The sequence below is a fragment of the Buttiauxella sp. genome (assembly GCF_035271705.1).
Lineage (GTDB): Bacteria > Pseudomonadota > Gammaproteobacteria > Enterobacterales > Enterobacteriaceae > Buttiauxella.
In genome coordinates this window covers 33,705-46,108 of sequence record NZ_DATERI010000009.1, presented here as the reverse complement: position 1 = coordinate 46,108, position 12,404 = coordinate 33,705, and the positions used below count along the sequence as shown (strand labels likewise).

The 12,404-nt window shown below is 51.3% G+C and carries 10 protein-coding genes and 1 riboswitch; of the genes, 6 read left to right on the top strand and 4 right to left on the bottom strand.

The window, feature by feature from the left end:
* A partial coding sequence (locus VJY99_RS00780; RefSeq protein ID WP_324115400.1) for a glycosyl hydrolase family 18 protein occupies positions 1-1,138 on the top strand: 1,138 nt, incomplete at its 5' end.
* A 63-nt stretch (positions 1,139-1,201) separates the two neighbouring features.
* On the opposite strand, the gene VJY99_RS00775 is transcribed toward VJY99_RS00780, so the two are convergent.
* Both VJY99_RS00775 and VJY99_RS00770 read right to left on the bottom strand, forming a co-directional pair.
* Positions 1,202-2,464 (bottom strand): multifunctional CCA addition/repair protein, encoded by a 1,263-nt coding sequence (locus tag VJY99_RS00775; protein WP_324115398.1) that lies wholly within the window; start codon positions 2,462-2,464, stop codon positions 1,202-1,204.
* A 67-nt stretch (positions 2,465-2,531) separates the two neighbouring features.
* Positions 2,532-3,152, bottom strand: a complete 621-nt coding sequence (locus VJY99_RS00770; RefSeq protein ID WP_324115396.1) for a TIGR04211 family SH3 domain-containing protein — start codon at positions 3,150-3,152, stop codon at positions 2,532-2,534.
* Between the two features lie 243 nt (positions 3,153-3,395).
* Between VJY99_RS00770 and VJY99_RS00765 the strand changes: the two genes are divergently transcribed.
* The 3 genes from VJY99_RS00765 to hldE are packed head-to-tail and all read left to right on the top strand — an operon-like array spanning position 3,396 to position 9,057.
* Positions 3,396-4,694 (top strand): inorganic triphosphatase, encoded by a 1,299-nt coding sequence (locus VJY99_RS00765; protein WP_324115394.1) that lies wholly within the window; start codon positions 3,396-3,398, stop codon positions 4,692-4,694.
* Positions 4,695-4,721: 27 nt separating this feature from the next.
* Complete coding sequence (glnE, locus tag VJY99_RS00760; protein WP_324115402.1) at positions 4,722-7,571, top strand: bifunctional [glutamate--ammonia ligase]-adenylyl-L-tyrosine phosphorylase/[glutamate--ammonia-ligase] adenylyltransferase; 2,850 nt, start codon at positions 4,722-4,724, stop codon at positions 7,569-7,571.
* 55 nt (positions 7,572-7,626) lie between these two features.
* A complete protein-coding gene (hldE, locus tag VJY99_RS00755; protein WP_324115392.1) occupies positions 7,627-9,057 on the top strand; it encodes a bifunctional D-glycero-beta-D-manno-heptose-7-phosphate kinase/D-glycero-beta-D-manno-heptose 1-phosphate adenylyltransferase HldE in 1,431 nt (476 codons plus the stop codon).
* Between the two features lie 62 nt (positions 9,058-9,119).
* On the opposite strand, the gene ubiK is transcribed toward hldE, so the two are convergent.
* Positions 9,120-9,404 (bottom strand): ubiquinone biosynthesis accessory factor UbiK, encoded by a 285-nt coding sequence (gene ubiK / locus VJY99_RS00750; protein WP_183272705.1) that lies wholly within the window; start codon positions 9,402-9,404, stop codon positions 9,120-9,122.
* 134 nt (positions 9,405-9,538) lie between these two features.
* A riboswitch (FMN riboswitch) is annotated at positions 9,539-9,686 on the top strand.
* Positions 9,687-9,784: 98 nt separating this feature from the next.
* Here ubiK and ribB point away from each other — a divergent pair.
* Entirely contained in the window at positions 9,785-10,438 is a 654-nt protein-coding gene (ribB, locus tag VJY99_RS00745; RefSeq protein WP_324115388.1) for a 3,4-dihydroxy-2-butanone-4-phosphate synthase, read from the top strand.
* 112 nt (positions 10,439-10,550) lie between these two features.
* On the opposite strand, the gene zupT is transcribed toward ribB, so the two are convergent.
* Entirely contained in the window at positions 10,551-11,318 is a 768-nt protein-coding gene (zupT, locus tag VJY99_RS00740; RefSeq protein ID WP_324115386.1) for a zinc transporter ZupT, read from the bottom strand.
* A 198-nt stretch (positions 11,319-11,516) separates the two neighbouring features.
* Here zupT and ygiD point away from each other — a divergent pair, with 198 nt between their 5' ends.
* Entirely contained in the window at positions 11,517-12,305 is a 789-nt protein-coding gene (gene ygiD / locus VJY99_RS00735; RefSeq protein WP_324115384.1) for a 4,5-DOPA dioxygenase extradiol, read from the top strand.
* Positions 12,306-12,404: the final 99 nt, after the last annotated feature.

Sequence of the window (12,404 nt, the reverse complement as noted above, 5' to 3'; positions counted from 1 at the left end):
GGGTCATGTTCCCGGAACCGAGCTGATTCCTGGTTTACCGGGCATGTTTAACACCGGCGCGGCAACCGTTAAAGGCGCGTGGGACGATGCGGGTCAGCTTACCGGTACCAACCCGTGGTATGTGCTCAAGCAGAAACTGGCTAGCGGCGAATACACGCGCTACTGGGACTCTGAGTCACACGTTCCGTATCTTTATAGCAAAACCAAGCAAGAATTCCTGACCTATGACGATCCGCAGTCTATTAAGGAAAAAGTTGACTATATCAATGCGCAAGGCTTTGGTGGCGCGATCCTGTGGGATATTAGTGGCGATACTCCGGAACACGAACTGGGTAATATCGTTAAAGAAGTGAAAAACACGCCGCTGCCGGATGATTCCGATGTGCCGGTACCACCAGACGTAGGCCCGGTTGTTGATCAGACCGACCTGAAAGCTATTCTGGTCAACCTGCAAGATGGTCAAACTAAAGTTGTTGTTAACCTTGATGCAACCAAACTGCAGAGTGGCTACGGTTTCACTGTTTCTACCGACGGGAATTATCTGTTCAGTACCGAAGGCTCTAGTGTTCACGACAGCGCCGTCAGCAAACTTGGAAAAGAGGTTTCATTGCGTTCCAACGTTGATGCCACCAGCCGCCTGAAAGTGGGTACTGTAATCAAAGTGACGCGCAATTATCCGAATAAGGGTGTTCTGGGCCAATTAACCGTTACGCAAGATATGCTCGACGGTAATAACCCAGTTGTCTCTGATGGCAGCGTGAAGTCTATCAGCGTGTCGAAAGTCAATAACGTGCCGTATGTGTTCGTTGATTTTCATAAAGGGATGCTTCACAGCGCGGACGGTTCTTCTTATGTCGGTAAAGTGATTAATGACGATAAGAAGAAGGGTAACTATATTTTCAATTGCGATAATGGCAAATGTGTAGCCAGCACCGTGACTGAAGATGGCTCTCTTACCCACCTCAAGTCGGATGAGAGAGATATCTCTATCGGTGAAACCGTTGTCATTGAGCGTATTTCTCCGAATCCAGCGACTGTCGCCAAAATTGTCGTCACCAGCTTTGATCCAGAACCGCAGCCAGAGCCGACGAATACAGGAGGCGTCGTGATACCTTCAGGAACCGTCATCCGTAGATAACGACGCAATATCCCTTTTATTAAGGTGAAATGTCATAACAGGGGCTGAACATTCAGCCCCTTTTTACTTTTCCAGGGTTTTCGCAACTGGTTCGCTGTTCAGCCCTTTCTCGAGCTTCCAGGTATTCACGGCGGCAATACGGCGACGCGTTAACTCATCGCGAATCGCAGGTCCGCTAAATCCAGCATCAATCACCTCTTTGTTGGTGACACTTTGCGCCACAGCCCATGCGGCACGCAATAGTCTGCCCTGAGGATAATCATTGGCTTCAAAACCGGTACGCCCACGCGCATCCGCTTCACTGGCCAAAGCCACTTGTTCAACGCGCTGTGGTTTACGCCACGCGTCGATTGCGTCGAATAATTTGATGATGGTTTTCGGCTGTAAAATAGCGAAGGTGTGAATCAGGTCGTGGTATTCGGCGACCAGTTTGGCAAGGTCACGAATGTCATTAGGTACGCGCATCCGCTGGCACATTTGCTCCACCAGTTTTACTCCGGCTGGACCATGCCCATGATGACGCGGCCAGAACTCTTTTGGTGTCAATCCCTTACCTAAATCGTGGCATAGTGTGGCAAAACGGACGTCAACATCCGGGCTGAGTTGCGCGGCAATTGCCAGCGTCATCAGCGCGTGAATACCAGTGTCGATTTCCGGATGCCATTTTTCTGGCGCAGGGACACCAAACAGCGCGTCGATTTCCGGGAATAACACTGCCAACGCACCGCATTTGCGCAGAACATCGAAGTAAATCTGTGGATTATGACTGGTGAGGGCGTTTTCAGTTTCTTTCCATACGCGTTCTGGCGTCAGATGCGCCAACTCACCGTTGGCCGCCATTGCGGTCATCAGCGCCATAGTTTCAGGGGCAATTTGAAAATTGAGATGGGCATAACGTGCAGCAAAACGCGCGACGCGTAAAACACGAAGCGGATCTTCATTGAAAGCAGGGGACACATGGCGCAACAGGCGTTTTTCGATATCGGCACGCCCATTATACGGGTCGATAAACTCGCCGTGTTCGTCCTGCGCAATGGCGTTAATGGTCAGATCGCGACGCAACAAGTCTTGTTCAAGCGTGACATCAGGCGCGGCATAGCAGGTAAAACCTGTATATCCCGGGCCTGACTTACGCTCGGTTCGCGCTAATGCGTACTCTTCCCGCGATTTAGGATGCAGAAATACCGGGAAATCCTTCCCAACTTGCTGGAAGCCAGCATCGAGCATTTCTTGTGGTGTGGCACCCACCACCACCCAATCTTTATCTTTGACCGGTAATTTCAACAACCCATCACGTACTGCACCACCGACCAGATAAATCTTCACGCTTTAATGCCCCTGCATCTGTTAACCAATTACGATAATACGTAAGTGTAGGATACAGGGTCGGCGATCAGTTCATCCAGCGATCTTTCTTCTTACGACTTGGGATCATGTGTGGCAGTAACAGGCCAAGCAGCAGACCGAAACCAGCAACGCCACCGCCATACATAAACCACTGCATGATGATGGCGCGTTGCTTGTCATCCAACTGAACATTCGCGGCTTCAACTTTTTTCTTCGCGACGATCAATTGGTTTTTAAGCTCTTGATTCTCATCTTTTAGGCCGGTGATGACACTGTCGCTTTGTGCGACTTTTTGTTGCATATCAGCAGTGCGCTGATTCCAGGTTGTGTCGATATTAGTCAGCTTATCAGTCAGTGTTTTAACCTGGTTTTCCAGGTCTGGAACACGAATACGCAAGCTTGGCGAAGTGCTCAACTGCGCCAAAGGGATCCATGAGGTGCGACCGTTGCTGTCGCGCACCTGACCATATTTGGATTCTTCATTGCTTTGTAACAGCGTGACTTCTTCCCCGGCATTCACGGTGCCGAGCAAGCGATAATTATCCCCAGGACCACTACGCACCCAAGTGTTGAGTTCATCAGATACATAACGTTTTTCGTTGGCATGAGCCACAACTGAAACGTTAAGACAGAGCAAAGTAAGGCAAATTAGGCGGAATTTGTGCATGATTTCGTCGTTATTGTCATAAATAGTGGAACGATAGTAGTGGCATCAGTCTGACGACGCAATCCGCAAACCTGAATGAGAATCATCCTGGTGTGAATTTGACCACTGACTCGCGATTTATGGCCCGCCGAAATGCGCGCCACTAATGGTAATTTGGTGAAAAATATTATCTACTGACCACCATTAAACGATTAAGTTCGCCGGGCGTTAGCTCGATGTGACACAACTAAAAGCAAAATGACGATGACTCAAGAAATCGAACTCAAATTTATTGTTAATCCAGCTGAACTGGATTCTCTTCGTAACACATTACATTCGCTAGAAAGCCAGCACAGCGAACCTCGCCAGTTGCTTAATATCTATTATGAAACCGCCGACAATCAACTGCGCCGTCATGATATGGGGCTGCGTATCCGTGGCGATAATGGCCGTTACGAAATGACGATGAAAATCGCAGGCCGCGTCACTGGTGGGCTACATCAGCGTCCGGAATACAATGTTGAGCTGAGCGGGCCGGAACTGGCATTGTCGTTGCTCCCGCAAGATGTATGGCCGGAAGGCCTCTGCGCCGACGCATTGCAGACTCAACTGAACCCTTTATTTAGCACCGATTTTGCGCGTGAAAAATGGGTGGTGACGCACGCTTTAAGCCGTATCGAGCTGGCGTTGGATCTCGGTGAAGTTAAAGCAGGTGAACTGAGTGAGCCGTTGTGTGAGCTGGAACTTGAATTGTTGGAAGGTGAGACAGCGGATGTTCTGGCCTTTGCCAAACAACTGGTTGCACTACCGGGGTTACGCCAGGGTAGCCTGAGCAAAGCGGCGCGGGGTTATCATCTGGCGCAGGGGAACAAGGAACGAGAAATTAAACCGTTAACGGTTTTGCGCATACCTGCGAAAGCAACGGTTGAGCAAGGACTGGAAGGTGCGCTTGAACTGGCTCTATCCCATTGGCAGTACCACGAAGAACTGTGGCTGCGTGGTAACGGTAAAGCGAAAGCTCAGGTACTGGAAGCGGTTGGCCTCGTACGCCACGCGCTGGCACTGTTCGGCGGCATCATTCCGCGTAAAGCGAGCACTGAGATGCGTGAACTGTTGGCAACATATGAAACGATGCTGCCGCAAGATCTGAAAGCACCGGAACTTGCTTTCAGCGCGCAAAGCAGCCAGGCAAAACTGGCACTGACAGAATGGTTGGTCGGACGTCAGTGGCAGAAATTTACCGACGAAAAAGCCAACGTGAAACTGGCGGGTTCGTTCAAGCGTTTTGCCGATACCCATCTCTCCCGTCACGCGGCTGAACTGAAAGAGACTTTCCAGCGCCCGTTGGGCGATAGTTATGCCGATCAACTGCCGCGTTTGGCACGAGAAACCGGTTCTATCCGCTTGTTGGCGGGTGTTTACGACGATACGAAAACGCAACCCTGGCTGGATAACTGGCAAGGGTTACGTCATGCCATCGTGACTCGCCAACAGGTTGAAATTGAACATTATCGCAATGAAGCCATCTCGCAGGCTCCTTTCTGGCTGCACAGCGGGAAATAACTATCGTTACTAAGGGATACGACCATGATGTCGCAAGCGCCACTTTTACAACAGCATTTGCAGGCGGCGCTGGCGCGTCTGCCACAAGAGATTGACCATCAGACGCTGAGCCCCGAGGCTCAAGCCGTGCTGGCGTTTAGTGATTTTGTTTGTGACAGCATGGCGGTTTATCCCGCATGGATTGTGGAAATCGAACAGTCCCCTCCACTTGCCGACGAATGGCAAAACTATGCCACCTGGTTGCAGGAAGAATTGCAGGGTGTGGATAGCGAACCCGCGTTAATGGCCGCATTGCGCCTGTTCCGTCGCCGCATGATGGTGAGAATTGCCTGGGCGCAAACGCTGCAAAAGGTGTCCACTCAAAGCTCTCTGCAACAGCTCAGTGTGCTGGCCGAAACGTTAATTATTGCTGCCCGTGACTGGCTGTATACCGCATGCTGCCGCGAGTGGGGCACACCGTGCAATCAAAACGGCGTCGCGCAACCATTGATGATTCTTGGCATGGGTAAACTCGGTGGTGGAGAACTTAATTTCTCCTCCGATATCGACCTGATTTTTGCCTGGCCGGAAAACGGCTCGACGCAGGGCGGGCGGCGTGAGCTCGATAACGCGCAATTCTTTACCCGTTTAGGTCAACGGCTGATTAAAGTCCTCGACCAACCGACACAAGACGGCTTTGTTTATCGCGTCGATATGCGCCTGCGCCCGTTTGGTGACAGCGGCCCATTGGTGCTGAGCTATGCCGCGTTAGAAGAATATTACCAGGAGCAGGGCCGCGACTGGGAACGCTACGCGATGGTCAAAGCCCGGATTATGGGTGACAACAACGATGCGTGGAGCCAGGAACTGCGCAACATGTTGCGGCCATTTATCTACCGTCGCTATATCGATTTCAGCGTCATTCAGTCGCTGCGAAACATGAAAGGGATGATTGCCCGGGAAGTGCGCCGCAGAGGGCTGACCGATAACATTAAACTGGGCGCGGGCGGGATCCGTGAAACCGAGTTTATCGTCCAGGTATTCCAGCTGATTCGCGGTGGCCGTGAGCCTGTTTTGCAGTCCCGCTCGTTACTGCCAACCCTTGAAGCCATCGAGCAATTACATCTGCTGCCGGAATCTGATGCTGCGACATTGAATGCGGCCTATTTATATCTGCGCCGCCTCGAAAATCTATTACAGAGCATCAATGACGAGCAGACTCAAACACTTCCTGGCGATGAGCTAAACCGTGCGCGCCTGGCGTGGGCGATGAACGCGCAGAATTGGGATTCCCTGCAAGAAACCCTGCAACAGCATATGAATGCCGTACGCCAGGTGTTTAACGACTTGATCGGCGACGATGAACCAGAACCGGGTGAAGATAAGCTCGCCCAAGCGTGGCGCGAACTGTGGCAAGACGCGCTGGATGCAGATGCCAACACGCCTGTTCTGGAACATTTAACGCCAGAAGCACGTAGTGAAGTGTTACGCCTGGTGAGCGATTTCCGCCAGGATACCGATAAACGCACTATCGGCCCGCGTGGCCGCCAGGTGTTGGATCAGCTCATGCCGCGTTTGCTGTGTGAAGCCTGTTCGCGCAACGACGCGCCATTGCCATTATCTCGCCTTACGCCGTTGCTGCTCGGCATCGTCACGCGGACGACCTATCTTGAGCTGCTCACGGAATATCCGGGCGCATTAAAGCACCTGATAACGTTGTGTGCTGCATCACCGATGATTGCCAGCCAACTGGCGAGTTACCCATTGCTACTTGATGAGTTGCTCGACCCGAATACGCTCTACCAACCCACTGCCACCGATGCCTATCGTGACGAGCTTCGCCAGTATTTGCTGCGTGTGCCTGATGACGATGAAGAGCAGCAATTGGAAGCATTGCGCCAGTTTAAGCAAGCACAGCTGTTACGTGTTGCGGCCGCGGATATCACCGGTACATTGCCTGTGATGAAAGTGAGTGACCATCTTACCTGGCTTGCTGAAGCGATGATTGACGCGGTGGTCCAGCAAGCCTGGGCGCAAATGGTGGTGCGTTATGGGCAGCCGAAACACCTACAGAACCGGGAAGGGCGCGGTTTTGCAGTGGTAGGTTACGGTAAGCTTGGTGGTTGGGAGTTGGGTTATAGCTCTGATTTGGATCTCGTTTTCTTGCACGATTGCCCGTCAGATGTCATGACCGATGGCGAGCGTGAAATCGATGGTCGCCAGTTCTACTTGCGCCTCGCGCAGCGTGTAATGCACCTGTTTAGTACCCGGACGTCATCGGGCATTTTGTACGAAGTGGATGTGCGTTTACGCCCCTCAGGTGCAGCGGGCATGTTGGTCACGACCACCGAAGCGTTTGCCGATTATCAACAGAATGAAGCCTGGACCTGGGAGCATCAAGCCCTGGTTCGTGCACGTATTGTGTATGGCAGCCCGCAATTGAAGCAGGAGTTTGATGCCATCCGCCGTAACATTTTGTGCATTCCTCGTGAAGGTGAAAAACTACAAACTGAAGTGCGAGAAATGCGGGAAAAAATGCGTTCGCATTTGGGTGGAAAAAATCGTGAACGCTTTGATATTAAAGCCGATGAAGGCGGTATTACCGATATTGAGTTTATCACTCAGTACCTGGTTTTACGTTATGCGACGCAGGCTCCAAAACTGACGCGTTGGTCTGACAATGTGCGCATTCTGGAATTAATGGCGCAGAACGACATTATGAGTGATGACGAAGCGAAAGCATTGACGCATGCTTATGTCACATTACGTGATGAACTTCATCATCTTGCATTGCAGGAACTGCCCGGGAATGTGGCAATGGATACTTTCACTCAAGAGCGCGAGCAGGTATTGAGAAGCTGGCAAACGTGGCTGATTGACCCGCAAACACGCGCATAAGATTAATTGTGATATTATTCGCGACAAAATTTTATCCCTCTCTGGAGAGTCAGGAATGAAAGTAACGCTGCCCGAATACAGCCGTGCAGGCGTCATGGTAGTTGGTGATGTGATGCTGGATCGCTACTGGTATGGCCCTACAAGCCGCATTTCCCCGGAAGCTCCGGTGCCGGTGGTGAAAGTTGATACCATTGAAGAACGCCCTGGTGGCGCTGCAAACGTGGCAATGAACATTGCTTCGTTGGGGGCGAATTCGCGGCTGGTGGGTCTGACGGGTATTGATGATGCGGCGCGTGCGCTCAGCCAAGCGCTGGCTGGCGTGAACGTTAAATGCGATTTTGTCTCGGTACCGACGCACCCGACAATCACCAAACTGCGTGTACTTTCCCGCAATCAACAACTGATTCGCCTCGATTTCGAAGAAGGTTTCGAAGGCGTTGATCCAGAGCCAATTCATGAACGCATTAGCCAGGCGCTGCCACACATTGGCGCACTGGTGCTTTCTGACTACGCAAAAGGTGCACTGGCGAGCGTTCAGCATATGATTAGCCTTGCGCGTGCGGCCAATGTACCGGTGCTGATTGACCCGAAGGGTACTGACTTTAGTCGCTACCGTGGCGCGACGCTGCTGACGCCAAATCTGTCAGAGTTTGAAGCGATTGTCGGTAAGTGTAAGAACGACGAAGAACTGGTAGAGCGCGGGATGAAGCTTATTGCTGAATACGAACTTTCCGCGTTGTTGATTACCCGTTCTGAACACGGTATGACGCTGTTACAACCTGGCATTAAACCGTTCCATTTACCCACTCTGGCACAAGAAGTGTATGACGTGACCGGTGCTGGCGATACGGTGATTGGTGTACTGGCAGCCACACTTGCGGCGGGCAACACTCTTGAAGAAGCGTGCTACTTTGCAAATGCAGCGGCAGGGGTTGTGGTCGGTAAACTGGGTACGTCAACCGTTTCACCTATCGAGCTGGAAAACGCGGTGCGTGGCCGTGCCGATTCAGGTTTTGGTGTAATGACCGAAGCTGAGTTAAAAGTCGCTGTAGCGGCCGCTCGCAAACGCGGTGAGAAAGTCGTCATGACCAACGGCGTGTTCGACATTCTTCATGCAGGCCATGTTTCTTATCTGGCCAATGCGCGCAAGTTGGGCGACCGTCTAATCGTTGCGGTAAACAGTGATGCTTCAACCAAACGCCTGAAAGGGGAAACTCGCCCTGTGAATCCGCACGATCAACGTATGATCGTACTAGGTGCACTGGAAGCTGTGGATTGGGTGGTGTTGTTTGAAGAAGACACGCCACAACGCTTAATTGGCGAAATCCTGCCTGATCTGCTGGTCAAAGGTGGCGATTACAAACCGGATGATATTGCCGGGAGCAAAGAAGTCTGGGCCAACGGCGGTGAAGTGATGGTGCTCAACTTTGAAGATGGTTGTTCAACCACCAATATCATTAAGAAGATTCAAAGCTACGACGCATAAGCTGATGGGCTAATAAAAAACGCCCCAACTTTTGGGCTGCAGTCCAATTTTGGGGCGTTTTTTTACATTTGTGGTTCTGTCGGTGGCGTGACTTCAGGTGCCTGAGCGTTACGATTTTCCAACTCGGTTAAACGCTGTTCCAGTAAAGCCAATTTCTCGCGGGTGCGTAATAGCACTTGAGTCTGCACATCAAACTCTTCACGGCTAACCAGATCCAGACGGGTTAACTGAGCCTGCAAAACCTGGCGTACTTTTTTCTCAACATCGTCCCCGAACTCACGAATCCCTTTCGGCATTGACTCGTGGACCTGGCGTGCGATCTGTTCAATTTTTTTCGGGTCAATCATAGTGGCTTCCATAATCTTACGGGATTGTCTTACGCGATTAACACTAAGTGTAATGCCTGTGACGCCGCTTAGAAACCTGAAATGTTCTAAGCTTTGGCGTTGCCAGAGAAAATCATCGGCGTTATAGTAAGTCTGCTTATTCTCAGGGCGGGGTGTAACTCCCCACCGGCGGTAAATCAGCGAACGCTGAAAGCCCGCGAGCGCTCCAGAGCAATCTGGAGGTCAGCAGATCCGGTGTAATTCCGGAGCCGACGGTTATAGTCCGGATGGGAGAGAGTAACGACTAAGCTCAAGCTTTAGTAAGCTTGCACACGTTATTTTTTTAGCTCCTAAGACTGCCCTGATTCTGGTAACCATAATTTTAATGAGGTTTTTTTACCATGAATCAGACGCTCCTTTCTGCATTTGGCACCCCGACTCAGCGCGTGGAACATGCTCTTGAAGCACTACGTGAAGGCCGTGGGGTAATGGTTCTTGACGATGAAGATCGTGAGAACGAAGGTGACATGATTTTCCCTGCGGAAACCATGACCGTTGAGCAAATGGCTCTGACCATTCGCCACGGTAGCGGTATTGTTTGCCTGTGCCTGACCGAAGATCGCCGTAAACAACTTGATTTGCCAATGATGGTTGAGAACAACACCAGTGCTTATGGCACCGGTTTTACTGTCACTATTGAAGCTGCAAATGGCGTAACGACCGGCGTTTCTGCCGCAGACCGTATTACCACGGTGCGTGCTGCAATTGCTGATGGCGCAAAACCAAGTGACCTGAACCGCCCGGGCCACGTCTTCCCGTTGCGTGCTCAACCCGGTGGCGTACTTACCCGTGGTGGCCACACCGAAGCAACTATTGATTTGGTATCACTTGCGGGCTTCAAACCTGCGGGTGTGTTGTGTGAATTGACCAACGATGATGGCAGCATGGCTCGCGCGCCTGAGTGCATCACCTTTGCACGTGAACACAACATGGCGGTCGTGACGATTGAAGATCTGGTGGCATATCGCCAGACTCACGAACGCAAAGCCAGCTAAGATGCAAAAAGCCCGGTTTCTATACCGGGCTTCTCATCATTTCACTCAACTAAAATTCGAGATAATTCGAGTTGCAGCCAACACCCCTGCAATTTGAATGATAATGAGTTTATCAACCAATCCCGTTGGTTTGCAGTAACGTCAGACTAAACCCCATTACAGCCATACCGCAAAGTACGCCATAACTCGGGTTGTTATGGGGATCAATTTCTTTGGCCAGCGGCATCAGTTCATCGACAGACAACGCCACCATAATCCCCGCGACGGCAGCCATAATCGCAGCCATGACAACCGGCGAAACCATAGAGCCAAGAATCAACCAGGCCAGCACACCCCCAAGAATTTCTGCGAGACCAGAAATCCCTGCCCAGAAAATGGCTTTGCGTTTAGAACCTGTTGCTGCGTACACCGGGCCTGCAACCGCTAATCCTTCCGGAATGTTGTGCAGTGCGACGGCGAGTGCAATCCCCATCCCTAATTCCAGATTACTGCTAGCTGTCACATAGGTTGCCACCCCTTCCGGGAAGTTGTGCAGACTAATACCTAGAGTCAGCAGTAACGCGGTACGGCGTAAATTACGAGGTTGTGGTTTGCTGTCCATCAAGTCTTGCGGATGTGCATGGGGCAGGGCGCGGTCGAGTGCGAAATAGCCCAACAAACCCAACATGAACATACCGTAACCTAATACTGGCGACATCCCTACGGTGTGAAGTGCCGCAGGTAGCATCTCCATCAACGAGATAAGCAGCATAATTCCCGCTGCAAAACCGAGAGAAAATGCCAGCACACGGTTTGAAGGCTTCTGGCCGATAACGCCAAGAAAGGCACCAATAAAAGTGGCTCCCCCTGCAAACAGGGTCAGAATCAAGGGTACTGACATTTACCGCTCCTTTTGATAATGATTATCATTTATGTTAATGGGCGACGTGATAAAAATCGAGAGCAAGATGAGCAACTTTACACATCGCTTACATTCAAATTTCCTGATGATCTTCATCATGCTTATCTGAGTTCTTCATGCTGCAAAACCGCGTATTGTGGTGTACATAGAATGAATATCCCGATAAAGGACACCACCATGACAACTCAACGAATGCCTGCGCTGTTCCTCGGACACGGTAGCCCAATGAACGTGCTAGAAGACAATCACTATACCCAAGCCTGGCGTCATTTGGGAGAGACCTTACCGCGACCAAAAGCCATTGTGGTGGTATCTGCGCACTGGTTCACTAAAGGCACGGGTGTCACGGCGATGGAAACACCAAAAACTATCCATGACTTCGGTGGTTTCCCACAGGCGTTATACGATACCCATTACCCGGCTCCAGGTTCGCCTGAACTGGCTCAGCAATTGGTTGAGCTGCTGGCACCTATTCCGGTTATGCAAGATAAAGAAGCATGGGGGTTTGACCATGGTTCCTGGGGCGTTTTGATCAAGATGTACCCCAATGCCGATATCCCAATGGTACAGCTCAGTATCGACAGTACCAAACCGGCAGCCTGGCACTTCGAAATGGGTCGCAAGCTTGCTGCACTACGTGATCAAGGAGTCATGTTGATTGCCAGTGGCAATGTGGTCCATAACCTACGCACCGCACGCTGGCACGGTGAAAACACACCCTACCCATGGGCTGAGTCGTTTAACCAATACGTTAAAGACAATCTCACATGGCTTGGGCCGGTCACCGAGCACCCGTTGGTGAACTATTTACAACACGAAGGCGGATCGTTATCTAATCCAACGCCGGATCACTACCTGCCATTGCTGTATGTTCTGGGGGCGTGGGATAGCAAAGAGCCGATTACATTACCTGTAGACGGTATAGAGATGGGGTCGCTGAGTATGCTGTCGGTGCAAATCGGCTAATTTACCCGTCATACTTCAACTTGCAGGGGGGGTGGCTGCGCTCACGCACCCCAGTCACTTACTGATGTCAGCTCCCGGGGACTTCGTTCGCTTGCCGCC

Coding starts and splice junctions, on each gene's coding strand:
- VJY99_RS00770 (WP_324115396.1), bottom strand. CDS start 3,152: ATGCACAAATTCCGCCTAATTTGCCTTACTTTGCTCTGTCTTAACGTT.
- VJY99_RS00765 (WP_324115394.1), top strand. CDS start 3,396: ATGACTCAAGAAATCGAACTCAAATTTATTGTTAATCCAGCTGAACTG.
- glnE (WP_324115402.1), top strand. CDS start 4,722: ATGTCGCAAGCGCCACTTTTACAACAGCATTTGCAGGCGGCGCTGGCG.
- hldE (WP_324115392.1), top strand. CDS start 7,627: ATGAAAGTAACGCTGCCCGAATACAGCCGTGCAGGCGTCATGGTAGTT.
- ubiK (WP_183272705.1), bottom strand. CDS start 9,404: ATGATTGACCCGAAAAAAATTGAACAGATCGCACGCCAGGTCCACGAG.
- ribB (WP_324115388.1), top strand. CDS start 9,785: ATGAATCAGACGCTCCTTTCTGCATTTGGCACCCCGACTCAGCGCGTG.
- zupT (WP_324115386.1), bottom strand. CDS start 11,318: ATGTCAGTACCCTTGATTCTGACCCTGTTTGCAGGGGGAGCCACTTTT.
- ygiD (WP_324115384.1), top strand. CDS start 11,517: ATGACAACTCAACGAATGCCTGCGCTGTTCCTCGGACACGGTAGCCCA.